General features: G+C 33.2%; 17 protein-coding genes. 7 read left to right on the forward strand and 10 right to left on the reverse strand.

Annotated elements, in window-relative coordinates; all coding sequences use genetic code 11:
- Positions 1-15: 15 nt before the first annotated feature.
- Both FJOH_RS04085 and FJOH_RS04090 read right to left on the reverse strand, forming a co-directional pair.
- Positions 16-1587 (reverse strand): RagB/SusD family nutrient uptake outer membrane protein, encoded by a 1572-nt coding sequence (locus FJOH_RS04085; RefSeq protein ID WP_052295218.1) that lies wholly within the window; start codon positions 1585-1587, stop codon positions 16-18.
- A gap of 10 nt (positions 1588-1597) precedes the next feature.
- Positions 1598-4729, reverse strand: coding sequence for a SusC/RagA family TonB-linked outer membrane protein (locus FJOH_RS04090; RefSeq protein ID WP_012022870.1), 3132 nt, complete (start codon positions 4727-4729; stop codon positions 1598-1600).
- A gap of 500 nt (positions 4730-5229) precedes the next feature.
- On the opposite strand from FJOH_RS04090, the gene FJOH_RS04095 reads away from it, so the two are divergent.
- Complete coding sequence (locus tag FJOH_RS04095) at positions 5230-5946, forward strand: NUDIX hydrolase (RefSeq protein ID WP_012022871.1); 717 nt, start codon at positions 5230-5232, stop codon at positions 5944-5946.
- Positions 5947-5968: 22 nt separating this feature from the next.
- Positions 5969-6706, forward strand: a complete 738-nt coding sequence (locus tag FJOH_RS04100; RefSeq protein ID WP_012022872.1) for an NUDIX hydrolase — start codon at positions 5969-5971, stop codon at positions 6704-6706.
- A gap of 54 nt (positions 6707-6760) precedes the next feature.
- On the opposite strand, the gene FJOH_RS04105 is transcribed toward FJOH_RS04100, so the two are convergent.
- On the reverse strand, positions 6761-6970 hold the full coding sequence (locus FJOH_RS04105) for a hypothetical protein (RefSeq protein ID WP_012022873.1): 210 nt from the start codon (positions 6968-6970) through the stop codon (positions 6761-6763).
- A gap of 484 nt (positions 6971-7454) precedes the next feature.
- Between FJOH_RS04105 and lepA the strand changes: the two genes are divergently transcribed.
- The 3 genes from lepA to FJOH_RS04120 all read left to right on the forward strand — a co-directional run bounded on the left by lepA (position 7455) and on the right by FJOH_RS04120 (position 11240).
- Positions 7455-9251 (forward strand): translation elongation factor 4, encoded by a 1797-nt coding sequence (gene lepA, locus FJOH_RS04110; protein WP_012022874.1) that lies wholly within the window; start codon positions 7455-7457, stop codon positions 9249-9251.
- Between the two features lie 269 nt (positions 9252-9520).
- Entirely contained in the window at positions 9521-10138 is a 618-nt protein-coding gene (locus FJOH_RS04115; protein ID WP_012022875.1) for an outer membrane beta-barrel protein, read from the forward strand.
- A gap of 142 nt (positions 10139-10280) precedes the next feature.
- Entirely contained in the window at positions 10281-11240 is a 960-nt protein-coding gene (locus tag FJOH_RS04120) for a helix-turn-helix transcriptional regulator (protein ID WP_012022876.1), read from the forward strand.
- A gap of 42 nt (positions 11241-11282) precedes the next feature.
- On the opposite strand, the gene FJOH_RS04125 is transcribed toward FJOH_RS04120, so the two are convergent.
- Positions 11283-11780, reverse strand: a complete 498-nt coding sequence (locus FJOH_RS04125) for a DinB family protein (RefSeq protein WP_012022877.1) — start codon at positions 11778-11780, stop codon at positions 11283-11285.
- Positions 11781-11826: 46 nt separating this feature from the next.
- The gene (locus tag FJOH_RS04130; RefSeq protein WP_012022878.1) at positions 11827-12306 is read right to left on the reverse strand and encodes a DinB family protein; all 480 of its coding nucleotides are present in this window, start codon (positions 12304-12306) and stop codon (positions 11827-11829) included.
- A 234-nt stretch (positions 12307-12540) separates the two neighbouring features.
- Between FJOH_RS04130 and thiL the strand changes: the two genes are divergently transcribed.
- Complete coding sequence (gene thiL, locus FJOH_RS04135; RefSeq protein ID WP_012022879.1) at positions 12541-13587, forward strand: thiamine-phosphate kinase; 1047 nt, start codon at positions 12541-12543, stop codon at positions 13585-13587.
- 110 nt (positions 13588-13697) lie between these two features.
- Here thiL and FJOH_RS04140 read toward each other — a convergent pair whose 3' ends face one another.
- The 5 genes from FJOH_RS04140 to FJOH_RS04160 form a co-directional block, all read right to left on the reverse strand.
- Positions 13698-14396: a response regulator gene (locus FJOH_RS04140; RefSeq protein WP_012022880.1), complete on the reverse strand. Its 699-nt coding sequence runs from the start codon at positions 14394-14396 to the stop codon at positions 13698-13700.
- On the reverse strand, positions 14386-16407 hold the full coding sequence (locus FJOH_RS04145) for a tetratricopeptide repeat-containing sensor histidine kinase (protein ID WP_012022881.1): 2022 nt from the start codon (positions 16405-16407) through the stop codon (positions 14386-14388). Before FJOH_RS04145 ends, FJOH_RS04140 begins: the two co-directional genes overlap by 11 nt.
- A 139-nt stretch (positions 16408-16546) precedes the next feature.
- On the reverse strand, positions 16547-16792 hold the full coding sequence (locus FJOH_RS04150) for a hypothetical protein (RefSeq protein WP_012022882.1): 246 nt from the start codon (positions 16790-16792) through the stop codon (positions 16547-16549).
- A 176-nt stretch (positions 16793-16968) separates the two neighbouring features.
- Positions 16969-17778 (reverse strand): LytR/AlgR family response regulator transcription factor, encoded by an 810-nt coding sequence (locus FJOH_RS04155; protein WP_012022883.1) that lies wholly within the window; start codon positions 17776-17778, stop codon positions 16969-16971.
- A 278-nt stretch (positions 17779-18056) separates the two neighbouring features.
- Positions 18057-19598, reverse strand: coding sequence for a glycine--tRNA ligase (locus FJOH_RS04160; RefSeq protein ID WP_012022884.1), 1542 nt, complete (start codon positions 19596-19598; stop codon positions 18057-18059).
- Between the two features lie 161 nt (positions 19599-19759).
- On the opposite strand from FJOH_RS04160, the gene FJOH_RS04165 reads away from it, so the two are divergent.
- On the forward strand, positions 19760-20380 hold the full coding sequence (locus FJOH_RS04165) for a ComF family protein (RefSeq protein ID WP_012022885.1): 621 nt from the start codon (positions 19760-19762) through the stop codon (positions 20378-20380).
- Positions 20381-20425 lie beyond the last annotated feature (45 nt).

Here is a 20425-nt window from a genome sequence, read left to right on the forward strand (position 1 = left end):
ATTTTTTAGTTAGAATTACCAACCGGCATTTTGTTTTAAAACTCCTCCGGATAATGTGATCTGCGTATTCGGAATTTGAGTAAGCCCTTTTGTTTCCTGAATCTTAGCTGCCGTAATTGTTTTTGTTCCCGCAACTCCTCCGCTCAATAATGTCGTTGATTCTGCAATACTTGAAGATGCTTTTCCGATACCTTGGCGTAATAAATCATAATATCTTATACCTTCAAGAGCAAACTCTAAACGTCTCTCATTCATAATATTATCAATAGTGGCAGGCGATGATACAAAATTATCTTTGTAGGCTCTTTTTCTAACAGCATCAAAATATGCCTGTGCATTACCGCTTCCTAATTCTGCTGCCATCAATAAAACATCAGAATATCTTAATACTACATAATCCTGAAACTGACTGATATCCCAAAACTGGCTTCCCAAAGTAATTGGAAGATCTACTCCGTTTTTGTCTACCATTGGTGAATATTTTTTGTTGTAATAACCTGTATATTCTCTCTGGCTGTTCTTTTTATCAAATTTTATTTTTTCTTCATCAATTCCAATTATACTAGCTGCACGTCTTGTATCTGTAGCACTGAAAGCATTCCATAACTTTGCATTTACAGTAACTCCCCAGCCGCGGCCATAAGGATAAGATGAAAATTCTCTCATTCCAAACATTACCATCCATTGATTACCGTCTGTATTTCCGTTATAATCACTTGTGTAAGTATATTTTATAGAAAACACAAATTCTCTATTGGCTTCACCTGCATATTTTTCTACTGAAGCTGCCGGCCATAAAGTCGCAAAATCATCTACTAAACCATGACCACTTGAGGCTATAACATCTTCTAAATGACCTAAAGCCTGAGTTTTTGTAACTACGCCAGCTAAGTCATTTTTTGCATAATATCCTGTGTAATACAGATAAACACGTCCTAATAAAGATTTTGCTGCCCATTTTGTAACGCGTCCGTTTGGTTTAACGTTATAAGCTTCTGTAGGCAGATTGGTTGAAGCAAATACCAAATCTTCAGCAATTAGTTTATAAATTTCTTCAGGTGTTGCCTGAGGAACATTTTCAGAAGAAGGTGCTGTCAATAAAGGAACGCTTCCCCATAAACGAGCCATTTCAAAATAAAGGTATGCTCTGATAAATTTAGTTTCAGACTCGTATGTATTTCTTAAAGCTGTATCTCCATCCCATTCAATCTGATCCATTTTAGATAACAGCATATTGCATCGGTAAATCGCTTTGTAATAAGCTACCCAATTGTTATTAAGCAAATCAACATCTCCAGGAGAGCGTGAAATATCAAACTCATCTATAGCGGCATAATTGTAGCCATCAGAATTTCCGGTTCCTCCAAAACAATCATCAGACATTACTTCACTTACTACCGGAACTCCAAGACCTGCTCCTCCTGTTGCCACTTGTAATCCGTCATAACAGCCTACTAATGCTACATAAGCATCATTTTTTGTTTTATAAAAACTTGTATCTATTGGTGTTAACGGCTCTGTTTCTAAACTGCAAGAACCTAGAGACAATAAACCCAAAAAGAAAATATATAAATAGGTATTTTTCATTTTTTTATTATTAAAGTTTAACATTTAATCCCATCATGAATGTTCTTGGTCTTGGATAGTAACCCACATCAACCCCTGACGAAAACTTTTGATCATCATTTGAAGAACCAAATCCAATTTCAGGATCCATACCATTATATTTGGTAAAAGTGTACAGATTTAATACTGAGAAATAAACTCTAAACTGACTTGCAAAAAATGGTTTTGACTGTTTCATTTTTGCTAAATCAAATCCTAATGTTACGGTATTAATTCTTAAGAAATCTCCATTATGAATATACAGATCTGAAAACTGCGTAAAGTTTCGGTTGTCTTCTGTTACTCTTGGCATTGTGTTAGAAGAACCTTCACCATGCCAGCGGTCTAATATTGCAGTAGTGTAATTTCCGTAAGCATTAGATTGGTTTCTGTACGATTGTACGATTTGATTTCCTGCTACACCATTAGCCATTAATGAAAAATCAAAAGCTTTGTAATTTGCAGAAATAGAGAACCCGTATGTAAAATCAGGATTAGGATTTCCTATACTTGTTTTATCTGTTGCATCGATTTTATCATCTCCGTTTGTGTTTACATAAATAATATCTCCGGGAGCTGCATTAGGCTGTAATACTACACCGTTTGCAGATTTGTAATTGTCAATTTGTGCCTGATTCTGGAAAACTCCTCCTGTTTTATATCCCCAGAAATAACCTAACGGATATCCGTTTTGTGCTCTGTAGAATTCACTTGAGTTATCATAAAGTTCGTTTGGCAGTCCATGAATTATTCCGCCTTCTGCAGGTATCTGGCCAACAGTATTTTTATTGTAAGCACCATTTGCACTTACGCTGTAATTAAAATCTCCAATTTTATTTTGGTAACTTAAGCTTACCTCAACCCCTTTATTGACTACGTCTCCACCATTAATAAAAGGAGCATCGGCACCGGCAGTTGCTAAAATTGGAGCAAGTATTAACCAGTCTTTGTTTGTTTTTTTATAAAAATCAACATTAAGATTTAAAGCGTTGTTTAAAAATCTGGCATCAAAACCAAGGTCAATCTGCTCTGAAGTTTCCCATTTTAAATCTAAGTTAGACAGTCTGTTTGGATATGCACCCGGAGTCAATACTCCTTCTTCATCTCCAAAAGAATAGTTTGTATTATTCACTTTTATTGGTGATAAATATTGGAAAGCTCTAGCATTTTGATTTCCAACCTGTCCCCAGCTTGCTCTTAATTTAAGAAAGTTTAAAACTTTTGAATCTTTCAAAAATTCTTCGTTTGATACAATCCATCCTCCTGAAACAGATGGGAAATACCCCCACTCATTTTCTTTAGAAAAAATTGAAGATCCATCAACTCTAAAAGTTGCATTTAATAAATAAGTTTCTTTATAATTATAATTTAACCTTCCAAAGTAAGACATTCTTTTGGTTTGCTGCTTAATTCCTTTAAAAGCAATTTTAGCCCCATCTTTATTGGTCGTATTGTCTAACCAGGCATGTTCTAAATCATCAAAAAACGAATCTGCATTTGTAGCATCAATTGTAGTACCGTCAAAATTAATAGATGAAGTACCTACCATAGTTTCAAAATGATGATTGTCTGCAACATTAAACTTATAAGTCAATAAGTTATCCCAAGTAAGCGTTTTACCTTTGTTCATGTTTTGATTTACTTTATCAAAAGCAGTGTTTGCGTAAATAGACAAACGGTATATTGGTGTATAAGAATGTCCTTCACCAGCATAATAATCAAGTCCTAAAGTAGTCTTGAATGTCAGGTTTTTTACTGGCTCAATTTGCAAATAAACATTTCCAAGCAATTTTTGGTTATTGCTTTCATTCTGGTTGTTGTATACCATTAATGCATAAGGATTTGCCTGACCAGCAAGCCAAGGCTCGTTGTTTGGACTGCTGTCGTAATAGTTGCCATTTGCATCGTACATTGGTAATAATGGAGATACCTGATAGGCACTTCTTAAAGAATTATTGTATTGATTTCCAACTCCAATACCGTTTTTGTTGATGTAAGCAAAACTTAAGTTCTGACCGAAAGTAAGTACATCTTTGTATAATTTATGTTCAGAATTGAATCTAAAATTATAACGCTCATAGTTAGATAAATCTTTACCTCCTACAACTCCTTCCTGTCCTAAGTAAGATAAAGATGAAGAGTAAACAGAAGTTTCTGACCCCCCCGATGCACCAAAAGAGAAATTTTTAGTAGCAGCATTATCAACCAGCATTTTGTCCATCCAGTTTGTTCCTGAACCCATACTGGCAATCTGAGCATTAGTAAAATATGGATTTTTTCCTGAATTTACTGCTGCTTCATTTAAAATAGTAGCGTATTCAGTTGCATCTAATAAATCTACTTTTCTGGCTACTGACTGCACACCATAATACTGATCAAAAGTAATTTGTCCTGCAGCACCTCTTTTCCCTTTTTTAGTTGTCACCAAGACAACTCCATTAGAAGCCTGAGAACCATAAATAGCAGCAGATGCGGCATCTTTTAAAACAGAAATCGATTCGATATCTGAGTTACTTAAATAAGAAATATCACTTGTAAGTATTCCATCTACTACGTATAACGGAGTACTTCCTGCTGTTGAACCTACACCTCTGATAACTACATTTAACCCTTCACCCGGTTGTCCCGAAGTAGAAGTAATCTGGATTCCGGCAGCTTGTCCCTGCAATGCCTGAAGCGCATTTGTAGTATTTGTTTTGGCAAGATTCTCACCACTTACCTGAGTTACAGCATTGGTTACTAAAGTTTTCTTTTGAGAACCGTACCCAATAACCACAACTTCTTTAAGTTCTGAAGTTTCTTCCTGTAAAGTAACACTAATTGTTTTTTGAGTTCCTACGGTTACTTTTTGAGTTTTAAATCCAATAAAAGTAAATACAAGTACGTCGCCTGTTTTTGCTTCTATTTTATAATTGCCATCAAAATCAGTGGCGGCACCAATTTTTGTTCCTTCTACTGCAACAGTAGCTCCCGGGATTCCCATTCCGTCAACAGCCGATGTTACATTTCCACTTACAGACTTGGATTGTGCCTGAGCATAACCCGTCTGTATCATAAATAAGCTAAACAACAGCGTCGTACAAAACGATAAAACTGTTGTTTTAATACAATCTTTGCTTTTCATAGTTAATAAGAGTTGGTTTAAATTTAAGTTAGTTACGGTTTTTATTGATTAAAGTGTAAGTTTCACATCAAATTGGTTTGAGGCAGATTTTCAAAATATTTTTTGAAATAAAACCGCCTGTTTTATTACGCACAAAAACGTTTTCAAAAAACTTATAGTCATGATGAACTTATCTTATGGTAAATTTGACTACAAGTGTAAAACTTTTTTTCTATTTTAGCAAAATATTAAGGTTATTTTTTTTTGATTCTGATTTATAGCAAGGTGTTTTTGTCAATACAATAAGATCTCTTACTAAATAGAAATAAAAGATTCAGAAAAAACTTCCAATTATAAATTTGATAATCAGACATTTAAAGAAGATTAAATTTTCAGATCATTTTTTTAGTAAATTTTAAATCACTGAACGTCAATTTTTTGCTTTGTTAAAAAAATATTAAGTAATCAAAAAAGGCAGTTATGCATTTTATTTGTTTAATTTGTCAAAATTTATTTCGCACATGGATAAAAAAGTAGATGCCGAATCTGTTGCAAAAAGCGAACAAAATGCAATGAATGCAATAACCATTGACTGTGTTGTTTTTGGTTTTGATGAAGGAAGCCTTGAAGTCCTTTTAGTGCAGCATGCTGAAGGTATTAGTAAAGGAAAATGGGGACTTCCCGGCGGATGGATTTATAAAAAAGAAAGTACAGATAATGCCGCACATCGTTTATTGAACGAGCTTACCGGACTTGATAATATTTACCTGGAGCAGCTTAAGGCTTTTGGAGATCCGGATCGTTTTCCGCTTCGACGTGTTATAACTATAGGATATTACGCTCTTGTAAAAAGAGAAGATTACAATATTAAAGCCGGTTTTACAGCATCTGACGCTAAATGGTACAAAATCAACAGCATACCGGATTTGATTTACGATCACAATGAGATTTTATCTTACAGTATACAAAATCTTCGCAACCGTGTTCGTCAGGCTCCTATTGGATTTAATCTCCTTCCGGAAAAGTTTACTTTACTGCAGTTAATGCATCTTTATGAAGAAATCCTTGGAATTGAAATGGACAAATCTAATTTCCGAAGAAAAATTCTGCACATGAAATTATTGGTCGCTTTAGATGAAAAACAACAAGATGTTTCACACAGAGCAGCTAAACTATATAAGTTTGATCCGGATATTTATAAAAAACTGACTGAAAAAGGATTCAATTTTGAATTTTAAAAACCGCTTATAAAAGCATACAATGGCAATATCATCATCTAAAAAAAACTCACAAACAAACAGCTGCATTGCCGCCAATACTGTAACACCCGAAATTGATGGTATTTCAGTTGACTGCGTAATTTTTGGTTTCAAAAAAGAAAGCCTTGAAGTACTTTTAGTACAGCATGCCGGAGGAGAAAGCGAAGGAAGCTGGGGACTTCTTGGAGGCTGGATGAAAAGACAAGAAAGTGCCGATGATGCCGCTCACCGAATTATTTATGAGCTTACAAGCCTCGATAACATTTATCTTGAGCAGTTAAAAGCATTTACAAATCCGAGTCGTGTTTTAGACCGCCGAATTGTAACAATTGGATATTATACTCTCGTAAATCAGGAAGATTATAATGTAAAAGCCAGTTTAGATGTTCGAGAAGCAAAATGGTGTAAGATTAAAGAAATCCCAAATTTAATTTTTGACCATAACGAAATTTTAAATTTCAGTTTATTACAGCTTCAAAATCGTGTGCGCCAGGCACCAATTGGTTTTAATCTCCTGCCAGAAAAATTTACTTTATTGCAATTGATGCATTTGTATGAAGAAATTCTTGGAATTGAATTGGACAAATCAAACTTTCGACGAAAAATTCTGCACATGAAATTATTAGTCGCTCTAGACGAAAAACAACAGGACGTATCGCACAGAGCCGCAAAACTGTACAAATTTGATCCTGATATTTATAAAAAACTGACTGAAAAAGGATTTAATTTTGAGTTTTAAAACACAAATGGGCATCGATAATTGATGCCCATTTTTTATTTGAATTCAATTGGGTTATAAACAAGTCAAAACACAAGTATAACCATCAAGCATAGGATAAGAAGTTCCCTGACAGCCCGTGGCTACTAAACCATATCCCGAAGCACAAATACTTGTAGGAACTGTAAATCGGCCAACGGGTGTTACGCCGCCATTTATATTTTTCATTTCTTCATTTGAAAGCCTGCCAAATTTAGCGGCAAGCTGCATAGTTTGTTTTTTCATAATTTGTTGGGGTTAAATTAGTAAATAGTAAAAACTCATTTTATTATTTCAAAGATGTATCTCGTGCACAGATAAATTCTAAGAAAATAATACAAAAACCAAAGCTGATCAATCTTATGGTTATAATGACTACAAGTATAATCATATTTAATCTAAACGACAATTATTCGCACAAATTTTACAAATAACCCGGCTAAAAATCATTTTTGCTGTTTTTTCGACAAACAACGATTGAAATAAATCTATAAACACAAACATTCTTCAAGTTTTTGATTGAATGGTAAACCGTAATTATAAAAGAATGAATGAGTTTAGGTATTGAAATACAGCTTTTTGGCTTCAAATTTCAAAATCCTTCAACTAAATTCCAGAATCCAAAACTTTGCGCTATCTTTGCCACTTGATAATATGTGTTAAAGCGATTGCTACAGCGCATTTTACATCAAAAAAATACTTAAACTCGATAGAGAACTGATATACTAAAATGAAGAAGATTCGTAACTTTTGCATTATTGCACACATTGACCACGGTAAAAGTACATTGGCGGACAGATTACTAGGCGCAACACAAACCGTTACAGCTCGTGAAGAAAAAGCACAATTGCTTGACAACATGGACCTGGAGCGCGAACGTGGTATTACCATAAAAAGTCACGCCATTCAAATGGAATACAAATACAAAGGCGAAGAATATATCTTAAACTTAATTGATACCCCGGGACACGTTGACTTTTCATACGAAGTTTCAAGATCTATTGCTGCCTGCGAAGGTGCGCTTTTGATTGTAGATGCGGCTCAGAGTATTCAGGCACAAACGATTTCAAATTTATATTTGGCTCTTGAAAACGACTTAGAAATTATTCCGGTTTTAAACAAAGTTGATTTACCAAGTGCTAATCCAGAAGAAGTAAGCGACGATATCATCGATTTATTAGGATGTAAATTAGAAGATATTATTCATGCTTCGGGAAAAACTGGTTTTGGTGTTGAAAATATTTTGGCAGCAATTATTGAAAAAATCCCTCCTCCAAAAGGGGATCCGGAAGAACCATTACAAGCTTTGATTTTTGACTCGGTTTACAATCCGTTCCGCGGTATTGAGGTAATCTTTAGAGTTGTAAATGGTGAAATCAAAAAAGGCCAGAAAATTAAATTCATGGCTACTGATAACGAATATTTTGCTGACGAAATTGGAACTTTAAAATTAAATCAGGTTCCTAAAAATGTGGTTTCGGCAGGAGATGTTGGTTATTTGATTTCTGGAATTAAAGAAGCCCGCGAAGTAAAAGTGGGTGATACAATTACAGATGCAAAAGTACCAACTACCAATATGATTACTGGTTTTGAGGATGTAAAACCAATGGTATTTGCCGGAATTTATCCTGTTGACACAGAAGATTACGAAGATTTACGTTCTTCTATGGAAAAATTACAGCTTAATGATGCTTCATTAGTTTTTACTCCTGAAAGTTCTGCTGCATTAGGATTCGGTTTCCGCTGCGGATTCTTAGGAATGCTTCACATGGAAATTATCCAGGAACGTTTAGAGCGCGAATTCGATATGACTGTAATTACAACAGTTCCTAACGTTTCGTATTTGGCTTACACTAAAAAAGAACCTGAAAAAGCATTAATTGTAAATAATCCTTCAGATTTACCGGAACCTTCAAAACTAGACAGAGTTGAAGAGCCTTTTATTAAAGCTACAATTATTACAAAAGCTGATTTCGTTGGAAACGTAATGAGTTTATGTATCGAAAAACGTGGTTTAATTACCAACCAAACCTATTTAACAACAGAACGTGTTGAGTTAAACTTTGATATGCCTTTGGCCGAAATTGTATTCGATTTTTACGATCGTTTAAAAACAGTTTCTAAAGGTTATGCTTCTTTTGACTACTCTCCTATTGGAATGAGAACTTCAAAATTAGTGAAACTTGACGTTCTTTTAAATGCACAAACGGTTGATGCACTTTCTGCATTGATCCATGAAGATAACGCGTACAACATCGGTAAAAAAATGACCGAGAAATTACGTGAGTTGATTCCGAGACAGCAATTCGATATTCCAATTCAGGCAGCAATTGGAGCAAAAATTATCGCTCGTGAAACGATTAAAGCGCTTCGTAAAGACGTTACCGCAAAATGTTACGGTGGAGATATTTCACGTAAACGTAAACTTCTTGAAAAACAGAAAAAAGGTAAAAAACGTATGCGTCAGGTAGGAAACGTTGAAATTCCGCAAGAAGCATTTATGGCTGTTTTGAAATTGAATGACTAAATTTAGCATTAAGATTTAAGTACTAAATAGTAAGAATATATACAAACCCGATGACTAATGTTGTCGGGTTTTTGTTTGAAAATACTTAATTATTATCCATTTCAAAAACCAAATTATCTTAAAATACTCTCAAAAATAAACAGGGAAATACTTATAAAAAAGTAAGATTATTAACTCAATAGCTTCTTTTTTAATTCATTCGATTAGGATTCTTAAAAGTTTTAACATTAAAATATAGCTTTAATCTTACAACTTTTAAAACTAATATCATGAAAACTAGATTTTTTATTATTTTATCAATGCTGACTTTCTCATTTGCAAATGCACAGCAGGATGAAGTCGATTCTGAAATGAACTCTGCAAAAGGCGTTACCTTTCAACAAGGTGATATGATTCTCGAAGGTTCTATAAAAATTAGTACCGGAGGCGAAAATGATTATTATGGGTTCAGTCCAAAGTTTGGCTATTTATTGAATGACAAATTTGCAGTTGGAGCAAAAATAGATTACTCCAGTAATAAAGAAGAAGCAACAGGTATTAAAACCAATGTATTCGGAATTGGCGCTTTTGCTCGTTATTATTTCTTGGAATTGGACAAAAAACGTTTGAAAACGTATGCTGAAGTTGGTTTAGGTTATGGAAGAAACAAAACCGAAACACCGCTGGCCGGCAGTGATACTGATAACAGCTTAACTGCTGATATTAATGTGGGATTAAATTACTTTGTAACTAAAAACATCGCAGTGACTTTTGTTTTGGCAAATGTTTTGGCCTACAACAGTGTTTCTCCAGAAAATGGTCCATCATCTGATACTTTTCAATTAAACATCAATTTATTTGAGAACATTTTCGATCAGCCTCAATTTGGAGTTTTGTACAGATTTTAATTCATTTCTACGATTTATTAAAAAAAGCTGTTCCAGTTTGGAACAGCTTTTTTTATTTTCTTTACTTTTTTCATTTGTATCTTTGAATCTTTAAAGCTGTAAAAAATGCTTAGCTGCTCAGAACCTTAGAATCTTAAAAGAAATGCTAGACGAAACCCCAAAACGATTTGATAGAATTGTTGCCATTCTGATTCAATTACAATCAAAAAAAATTGTAAAAGCACAGGAATTGGCAGATCGTTTTGAATGCAGTTTAAGAACGATTTACAGGGATATTCGAACTCTCGAAGCTTCTGGAGTTCCTATTTACAGTGAAGCTGGAGTTGGTTATGCTTTAATGGACGGGTATAGACTGCCTCCTGTAATGTTTACCCGCGAAGAAGTAAGCAGTTTTATTGCTGCCGAAAAACTAATGCAAAAGTTTACTGATCCTTCTTTGGGAACACACTACGCATCTGCGATGTACAAACTGAAAGCTGTTTTAAGAAGTAATGACAAAGATTATCTTTCGAACATCGAATCCAGAATTGTAATGCAGGATGCAGAACCAATGTTTAATGATAATTCGCCAAATACATTGGCAGTTCTTTTTGAAGGAATCGCAGAGAAAAAGCAAATTCTTTTAACTTATAAAACTTTTGACAAAGAGGAAACTACGCAACGAAATTTAGAACCTGTTGGCGTTTTTCATGATAATAACAATTGGTATTTTTTGGGATACTGCCATCTTAGAAAAGATTATCGACAGTTTAGAACCGACAGAATTCAGGAAATTAAAAAAACAGATTTTGATTTTACGATCGAACACGATGCACTGGAAACCTACTTAACTAAAACTGAAACCTGCCCAACAACAAAAGTTCGTCTTTTAATTGATCGCAAAATCGCAAGATATTTGGCAACAGAGAGAAAATATCATGGTTTTATTTCACAAAAAGAAGCTGGCGAAAAAATAGAAATGACTTTTATGTCAAGGGATATTGATAATGCATTCCCAAGATGGTTTCTTATGTTTGGAGATTATGCCGAGATTATGGAACCTGAAATATTAAAAACCAATGTTCTGAAATTATTAGAAATTAACAGACAAAGGCTTGTATAGAAAAAACTCCTGATAGAATTATCTTCAGGAGTTTTTTTTTATCTATTTCTGTTTAACAACATTATAAAAATTGTAATCTGTATTTGAGGCATCTGTAATGCCAATATTTCGTCCCATTGTTACAATCTGTCCTCTATGATAAGTTCCATGATTAATAACCTGGATTAAATACTCAGAAATTGGCAGTTCGCACTCAAACCACGGATTAGTGATTTTAACTTCTTTAACCAAATCTTCTTCTGACAATGAATTAATAAGATGTTTCAATTTTGCAGATGAATTTAAAAGCCCGTCGAATATTTCTTCTTTCGATAATTCATTTTCTGTTTTCTTTTCAGACATTGCAGTCTCTGAAATTACAGAAAACCAATATTCTTCAGTTGACCAAATATGATCGAGGGTTTTCATAATTGTCGAGAAACTCGAAGGAACTTCGGCATAGAGCAAATCATCTGGCTTTGGCGACAGCCAGTTTACAAATTGCTGGTTTACCCATAAATTGTAATCTGCATAATTTGACATTATCTTTTTTAAACTCATGGTTCTTAATTTTAGATTTGTTTATAAAGTTATGAAAATCACAGAATTATCTTTCCCAAAAAAAAGGTGGTTCAATGTTTAAAGCTCGTAAATATACGTATGCCTGTCCGCGGTGATGAACTTCGTTATCAATAAAATACAAGATATTTTGAATAACAGGAAATTCATACTGCCCAAAAAGATTAAAGGTTTCACTGAAATCTTCAATAGATAATTGTTCCCAATATTTATTGATTTCTTCTGTTGCCTCATCCCATTTTTCAAGATACTGCGCTTTAAAAACGAGTTTTTCTGCTCCTTCTGAAAAAGGTGCAGTTTCTTTAGTTACAATTCCTTTCAAACCCGGACCTGCAATAGCTAAAAGTTCATCAACTAATTTTGCAAAAGGACGCATACCGCCAATTGAAAACTCAAAGAAATCTTTTTCAGGAAAAAGTTCAATTAAACGACGCGTAAGTGCGCGGTGTCCCTGCCAGTGTTTTAATAAATCTTCTGAAGTAATTACTTGTGCTTCTAACGTTTTCATAATTTTTAAGTTTTTAAATTTCTACAATTCAAAATTAAAATGGGCCGGTGACAACAGTTTGTCAGCAGGAAAAAATAATTTTAAAAATATTTTCTCTGTCCTAGAAAAGCACCGCAATGCAGTGAGAAAAAAACTTAGAACCTTAGCTTCTTAGTCCCGATAGCTATCGGGATTAGTATCTTTAAAAAAAACCTTTGTACCTTTGCTCCTTACAAACTTTGGAACTCAGAAAAAATGATCGAAGATAAAAATCCGCAACGCACCAGCATATCACAATTAGGCGAGTTTGGCTTAATTGAGCATTTAACACGAAACTTTGATGTTACACAAGAATCTACTTTAAAAAGTATTGGCGACGATGCAGCTGTTCTTGATTTTAAAGACAAAAAAACCGTTATTTCAACCGATTTATTAATTGAAGGTGTTCACTTTGATCTGGCTTATATGCCTTTGAAACATTTAGGTTATAAAGCAGTTATAGTAAACCTGTCTGATATTTGCGCCATGAATGCAAAACCAACTCAAATTACAGTTTCAGTTGCTGTTTCTAATCGCTTTCCTTTGGAAGCTTTAGAAGAATTATTTGAAGGTATTACACATGCAGCAAAAGAATACAAAGTAGATGTTATTGGCGGCGATACTACCTCATCTCAAAAAGGATTAATTATAAGTATTACAGCAATTGGTGAAGCTGATGAAAATGAAATTGCTTACCGAAACGGTGCCAAACAAACCGATTTACTGGTTGTAACGGGAGATATTGGCGCAGCTTATATGGGATTACAGGTTTTAGAGCGTGAAAAACAGGTTTTTCAGGTAAATCCAAACAGTCAGCCGGATTTAGATCCTTATACGTATTTGGTCGAAAGACAATTAAAACCAGAAGCCAGAACAGATGTTCGTACACTTTTGCATGCCCTTGAAATTAAACCAACTTCAATGATTGATATTTCTGATGGTTTATCTTCAGAGATTATACATTTGTGCAAACAGTCAAAAGTGGGCTGTAATTTATATGAAGATAAACTTCCGTTAGATCCTCAGTTTATTTCGACTTGCGAAGAGTTTAATATCGACAGCACAACCGTTGCCATTAACGGCGGAGAGGACTATGAACTCCTTTTTACGATTGATATTAATGATTTTGATAAGATAAAAGGAAATCCAAACTTTTCTATCATTGGCCACATGGCAGATGAAAGCGAAGGAATTCATTTGGTAACCCGTGCTAATACTAAGATTGCTTTAAAAGCACGCGGCTGGGATGCTTTGAGTGAATAAATTCAGTCTCAGTATTCAGTCTCAGTTTATAAAACCTGATAGAATTAGATTCTGTCAGGTTTTATTTTTATGTATTTAAATCTAAGATCTACATTCGTAAATCTAAAATTTTAAAACAGCCCTTTGCTTTTGGCTTCTTTAACTAAATCGTCATCTGAGCCTGATCGCACTTTAAGGAGTTCTTTAAGGCTTACTCTTCGTTTTTCAATTTCGGTTAAAGAAATGGGGATATATTGAGGCATTTCAGATACTTCAGTACCTTTTGACAAGTGAAATAAAATTTGTTTATCAAACTCATCTATTTCTATTGAATTGTGCGGTGACTGATTGAGCATTTTAACTACTGACTGACTGTAATATTTTTGATTGTTCATTACTTTATCAAAAGCCAGAAGCAGCTCATCAAAAGTAAGGTCATTTTTAATTATCAATCCGTTTGGATTAATTGTCCTTATAATTGTTTTTATCTTGAGCAGTTCTGTGTACATTGTCAAGAGAATGATCTTGCAATATGGCATTTTTTTCATGATAAGTTTAGCAAGGTCTTCGCCAGAAAAAAGATTTTTTTCTTCGTAAGCCGGCATACTGATATCCAGAAAAGCAATTTCAAACTGCGGCGTGTTTTGATTTTCCAGCAAATCATAAGCCGATCTGCAATCATGAGCCTGTGCTATTTCAAACTCATATTCATTGGTTTTATAGCGGGTTATAGCATTTTTGTATCCTTCAATTATAAAAGGATGATCATCTACAATTAAGATGTTAGGCTTAATTAATTCCGAAATTGGGGATTTCAAATTAAATGTCATTTTTCTGCAGGTTAATTTTTTGATCAATTGGAACTTTAACTACAAGAAGTGTCCCTTCTCCTTTGGCAGATTTTATAGCTGCTGTGCCCTTACATTCTGCTGCTCTATATTCGATATTATGCAAACCTATACCATTTTTTGTACGTCTTACATTAAATCCAACTCCATCGTCAAAAATTGATAAAACCAAATGATCGATTTCACTTTTAAACTCTACTTTAATTGTATCTGCCTTGGCATATTTATTACAATTTTGAAGCGCTTCCTGAATTATTCTATATAAATTAATCTTTACAATATTGTTTACAAGCTCCCATTTTATATGCGAATCAAAAGAAGTTTCCAGTTTTGAAGGATACGTATTTTTTTGATTATCAAATAACTTATTTAAAATTACTACAAAATTATTAATTAATTCAGATTTTTCCCTATTTAAGTCATGCGAAATCTCACGTATGTCTTCTTCAATATGTTTCAGCTCGGCTAAATATTTCCTGCGTTTTTCTGCTGCTTCTGCTTCATCAATTTTATCCAAACTGTCTAAACTAATTCTAACTCCAAACATTCTGCCTAGAACTCCATCGTGTAATTCCTGGGCTACTTTTTTCTTTTCTTTAATTCGGGTTAATTCAATTTCATTCTGCTGTGAAATCATTAAATTGTAAATATCTTCATTTGCAATTTGCTGCTGCTGTTTAAAAAGCAGTTCTCTGTTTTTTGCCTGCTGCGTTTTGTAAACATAGAAAAATAAACCAATCAAAGTACAGATACTGAAAACATAAATCAGGGTTTTGTTTTTTTCCTGCAGGCTGGAATTTTGGTCTTTTATTTCGTTGGTTTCGTATTCTATACGAGAGAATTTCTCTCCCATATTTCGCTCTGCTTTAAGCATTTTATCATTAAGAAGAATGTATTCTCTGGAATATTTTGCAGCATTTTTAGGATCAACAACAGCAATTTGTTTTAATGCTTGCAGTGTATTATTTAGTTTATCTGACGAACGGGAAAGAAGTAAGGCTTGTTTGGAAAGCTGAATTGCTTTAAAAGTATCTTTTTTAAAAGCATAATATTCAGACAAATGAATTTGATTGGATATTTTAGCCATTCTCATCCCTAAACTATCCCTAATTTTCATAGATCTGTAAAACAAATCTGGAAGCCCTTCCATATTTCTGGATTTTAATTTAGAATATGCTAAATTATCCAGTAGCATGGCATATAATATTGTCTTTTCTTCAAATAGATTTTTTTCCTGTAATCCTTTTTGAAAATAAGGTATTGCCTGTTTATAATCTTTCATACGCATATAAACAAAACCTATATTATTAAATGAAGTAGCTTTTAACTGCAGATCCAATGGTATTGTTTTATCCGTAAGTGTATTAAGAGCTTTGTTTTGAAATTCTAACGCTTTACTATATTCTTCTTTTTCGTTGTTTAAAATTCCTAAAAGATTGTAACATTCATAAAGTAGATCATTTACATCTTTTTGTTCTTTTAATATACTAAGCGCCTTAAAAACAGATATTTCACTTTCAAAAAAATCTCCTTCATTATATTGTAAACTGGCTTTACTCAATAATGTTTTAGATAAATTATATTTATCATTAATCTGTAAATAAATTTTTTGCGCTTTAAAATAATTTCTAAAAGCGCTGTCTGAAACTAATTGTGCTCCGTAATAATCTCCTAAATATGTATAAGCTTTTGCAATGCTTGAAGAATCTTTAGCACTCATTGATCGTTCTAAAATCAGCTGTGATATTGTTTTATATGACTTTAAATCATTCATATTATAATATCTATTAGCCACTTTAAATAGGTTGATCCTGTTAACTGAATCATTTTTTTCATCAACGATAATTGAAAATGCTTTCTGGGCATACTTCTGCTTGAAATCATAACTCAAATTAATATCATTTGCCAGTGACAAATAAACAGGAAGACTATCCTTTTGAGAAATGATATTTTTATCTAGATGACTTTTCTTATTGCAACTAAGAAAGATCATAAAAAGAAACAATAATATTTGGCAATATCTTTTCAATACAGATTGTGAATTTCACCAAAAATACTAAAACTATAAACACAAAAAAAGCTGTCAAAAATTTGACAGCTTAAATATTTTTTGTAAATATTTTATTTCAAACTTAATCTACTTTTTTATTTGTGCCTACAGATTGGTTAATATTTGAAAAACCTAAATCATTATTCTTAACTACTAACTCACTCATTATTCTATGTGAATCCTGCTTTCTTCCGCCACCAGTTGATCCATCAACCGGAAGATCAGAACTTAATTTTTCACTTGAAATAATTGGAGCTGCAGGGTTTGCAAAAGAAGTCGCTGCTGCCACTAAAGAAAATAATCCGATTGTTAAAGCTGTTTTTTTCATGTTTTGAGGTGTTTTATTTTTTAATATTTATTTGGGGCTTAGTGATTGTTTTGGTGTCAATCACGGTGTAAAACTAAGTCCGAAATCAAAAAATATATATACGAAAAAATCAGTTTGTGGTAGATCGTACCCAATTGGTAGTCAACGGATAGCAAATCGATGTAATTACTTAATTATTAGACTTCTAAGTAATTTCCTTCAGAAAAATCGCTGATAATTAAATCAACATTTGATTTGTAAGTTTTCGAAAAAGGAATCTTTTTCGATGAGTTTTTTATGTAACATATTGAGTTTCCGTTATGAATCCTCGCAATGTAATTTCGATTGATAATATAACTATTATGAATTCTGACAAAAGGATACGATAAAACATGCTCAAAATGTTTTAAAGTTTTAAAGGCCGTTATCATTTCTCCCGAATTTAAATAAATATCCGTCGAGTTATTATCTGCCTGAAAATAGCTGATATCATCTGCATTTATATAACGATGATCGCCATATGATTTGATACAGATTATGAGCGGTTTTTCGACTATTTGACGCACTTTTGCATCAGATGTTACAACTAGAGGAATTTCTTTCTTAAAATCACCCGATTTTGCTTCTTCCGGCAGACGGTTTAATTTTAAAATGGTTTTTAATAATTCGGCCGTAACGAGCGGTTTTAATATATAGTCGAAAACACCATATTTTATAGCTTCAAATGCTGCATCTTTTTTAGACGTTAAAACAACAATCCGGGGCAGTACATTTAAAAAACGATGAAGTTCGTTAATAAACAAAAGCGATAAATTGCTTGAGGATTTTTTAGGATCTATTTCTAAAAATACAAGTGAAGGTTTGTATTCTAAAACCAAATTTAAACCGTCCTGATAATTCACTGCGGATGCCAGAAACAATAGTTCCGAAAAACCTTCTGCAATTGTTTGGGTTTTCGAAATACTATCTGCGTCATCATCAATAATTATATACGAATACTTTTTCAATTTAGGTTCTATTGACTTTTTACGAATATAAGAGAGTTCTTGTATTTTTTATATATTTTTTTTCTCTATTCTTATAAAAAATAAATCTGGCTCTTTTATTCGTAATTAAAATTACAATTTAAAAGCACCTAACAATTTCATTGTTAATAGATTATATTCAAATGTTAACACAAAAGGACGAAATACAGAATTTATCGATTAAATACATCTTTTTATAATAAAAAAATCCCAAACTCCTTTTAAGGAATTTGGGATTTGTATATCGTAATATTTTAAAATTACATTTTCATCAGCCAGTTTTTCATCGAAACTTCGTTTTCAATAATACCTCTTAATTCAGATATTTTTACACGATCTTGTTTCATAGTATCTCTATGACGAATTGTTACCGTTTCGTCTTCCAGAGTTTGATGATCTACTGTAATACAGAATGGTGTACCTAATGCATCTTGTCTTCTGTAACGACGTCCTACTGCATCTTTCTCATCATAAGAAACATTGAAATCCCATTTTAAGTCTTCAATAATCTTCTTTGAGATTTCTGGTAATCCATCTTTCTTAACTAATGGTAAAACTGCTGCTTTTGTCGGCGCTAAAACTGCAGGTAATTTTAGAACTGTTCTTTCAGAACCGTCTTCTAAAGTTTCTTCTTGTAATGAAGTAGCAAAAACTGCCAGGAACATACGATCTAAACCTACAGATGTTTCAACTACGTATGGCACATAGTTTTCGTTTAATTCCGGATCGAAATATTGTAATTTTCTTCCTGAATATTGTTCATGTGCTTTTAAGTCAAAATCAGTACGAGAGTGAATTCCTTCTAATTCTTTGAAACCAAATGGAAAATTAAACTCGATATCTGCTGCTGCATTTGCGTAATGTGCTAGTTTTTCGTGATCATGAAAACGGTAATTCTCTTTTCCTAATCCTAAAGATAAATGCCAGTTCAAACGCGTTTGTTTCCAGTGTTCGTACCATTGCATTTCTTCTCCCGGACGTACAAAAAACTGCATTTCCATTTGTTCAAATTCACGCATACGGAAAATAAATTGTCTTGCAACAATTTCATTTCTAAAAGCTTTACCTGTTTGAGCAATTCCAAAAGGAACTTTCATACGGCCAGATTTCTGAACATTTAAAAAGTTTACGAAAATACCCTGTGCTGTTTCAGGACGTAAATAAAGATCCATTGCATTTTCTGCAGAAGCTCCTAATTTAGTTCCAAACATTAAGTTGAACTGTTTTACATCTGTCCAGTTTCTTGAACCGGTTTCTGGATCAGCAATTTCAAGTTCTTCGATCAAAGCTTTTACATCTTCAAGATCTCCGTTTCCTAAAGAACGTCCTAAACGCTCTCTGATTTCTTTTTCTCTGGCCAAATATTCAACTACACGGGCATTTGTTGTAATAAATTCCTGTTCGTTAAATGCATCACCAAAACGAGCTTTTGCTTTGTCAATTTCTTTTTGCGCTTTTTGATGAATTTTTTCAGCAAAATCTTCAACTAAAACGTCTGCTCTATATCTTTTTTTAGAATCTTTATTATCAATTAACGGATCATTGAAGGCGTCAACGTGGCCTGAAGCTTTCCAGGTTGTTGGATGCATTAATATTGCAGCATCAAGGCCCACAATATTTTCATTCATCTGAACCATTGATTTCCACCAATATTCACGGATATTCTTTTTTAATTCGACACCGTTTTGTGCATAATCATATACTGCACTTAAACCGTCGTACACTTCGCTTGACGGAAAAATAAATCCGTACTCTTTTGCGTGCGAAACCACATTCTTAAATATATCTTCTTGTTTTGCCATAGTAATGCAAAAATATAAAAAGTAGTTATAAAAAAAAGAAAAATAAAAAAGATTGAAGGCCTATTTTGGCTATTTTTGTAACTAAATTCTTTCTATTTGTGTTTAATTTTATTATTGATCTCTTTTTTCCTAAAGTCTGCTCCGGATGCCACTCTGTTTTAATGACTAATGAAACGGTTTTATGTACAAATTGCAGGCATGAAATGCCTTTAACGCAATATCATCTTGATCCAGATAATCAGGCTGTCAAAAAATTCTACGGCAAGGTCGAAGTCGAACATGTATCTGCCTTTTTATACTTTAATAAACAAGGCATTGTTCAGGAACTCATCCATAATTTAAAATATAAAGGGCACGAAGAAATTGGAACAGTTTTGGGCAATTGGCATGCAGAAGATTTAAAGGAACTAAAACTCAAAAATCCGTTTGATGTTATAATTCCTGTACCGCTTCATCCCAGAAAATTTAAAGAAAGAGGTTATAATCAGGTTACAACATTTGGAAAAGCTTTATCTGAAACCTTAAAAATTCCTTTTGATAATTCTATTTTATACCGAAAGAAATATTCTAAAACACAATCAAAAAAGAATCTTTTAGGGAGATCTGAAAATATCGAAAACAGTTTTGATGTTCATTTATCCAAAGAAAATCAAAACAAACATTTTTTAATTGTAGACGATGTTCTAACCACCGGAGCAACTCTCGAAGCTTGTTCTCGTGCTTTACTCAAAATTCCGGGAGCAAGAATCAGTATTGTCTGCATGGCAATGGCAAATTCGTAAAGATTAAAATTTTAATATAAAAAATCCCAAATTTCAACCACTTAT

Source organism: Flavobacterium johnsoniae UW101 (assembly GCF_000016645.1).
Lineage (GTDB): Bacteria > Bacteroidota > Bacteroidia > Flavobacteriales > Flavobacteriaceae > Flavobacterium > Flavobacterium johnsoniae.

Coding starts and splice junctions, on each gene's coding strand:
- FJOH_RS04090 (WP_012022870.1), bottom strand. CDS start 4,729: ATGAAAAGCAAAGATTGTATTAAAACAACAGTTTTATCGTTTTGTACG.
- FJOH_RS04165 (WP_012022885.1), top strand. CDS start 19,760: ATGACTAATGAAACGGTTTTATGTACAAATTGCAGGCATGAAATGCCT.
- FJOH_RS04150 (WP_012022882.1), bottom strand. CDS start 16,792: ATGAAAAAAACAGCTTTAACAATCGGATTATTTTCTTTAGTGGCAGCA.
- FJOH_RS04145 (WP_012022881.1), bottom strand. CDS start 16,407: ATGATCTTTCTTAGTTGCAATAAGAAAAGTCATCTAGATAAAAATATC.
- FJOH_RS04105 (WP_012022873.1), bottom strand. CDS start 6,970: ATGAAAAAACAAACTATGCAGCTTGCCGCTAAATTTGGCAGGCTTTCA.
- FJOH_RS04100 (WP_012022872.1), top strand. CDS start 5,969: ATGGCAATATCATCATCTAAAAAAAACTCACAAACAAACAGCTGCATT.
- FJOH_RS04160 (WP_012022884.1), bottom strand. CDS start 19,598: ATGGCAAAACAAGAAGATATATTTAAGAATGTGGTTTCGCACGCAAAA.
- lepA (WP_012022874.1), top strand. CDS start 7,455: ATGAAGAAGATTCGTAACTTTTGCATTATTGCACACATTGACCACGGT.
- FJOH_RS04115 (WP_012022875.1), top strand. CDS start 9,521: ATGAAAACTAGATTTTTTATTATTTTATCAATGCTGACTTTCTCATTT.
- FJOH_RS04140 (WP_012022880.1), bottom strand. CDS start 14,396: ATGACATTTAATTTGAAATCCCCAATTTCGGAATTAATTAAGCCTAAC.
- FJOH_RS04120 (WP_012022876.1), top strand. CDS start 10,281: ATGCTAGACGAAACCCCAAAACGATTTGATAGAATTGTTGCCATTCTG.
- thiL (WP_012022879.1), top strand. CDS start 12,541: ATGATCGAAGATAAAAATCCGCAACGCACCAGCATATCACAATTAGGC.
- FJOH_RS04085 (WP_052295218.1), bottom strand. CDS start 1,587: ATGAAAAATACCTATTTATATATTTTCTTTTTGGGTTTATTGTCTCTA.
- FJOH_RS04125 (WP_012022877.1), bottom strand. CDS start 11,780: ATGAGTTTAAAAAAGATAATGTCAAATTATGCAGATTACAATTTATGG.
- FJOH_RS04095 (WP_012022871.1), top strand. CDS start 5,230: ATGGATAAAAAAGTAGATGCCGAATCTGTTGCAAAAAGCGAACAAAAT.
- FJOH_RS04130 (WP_012022878.1), bottom strand. CDS start 12,306: ATGAAAACGTTAGAAGCACAAGTAATTACTTCAGAAGATTTATTAAAA.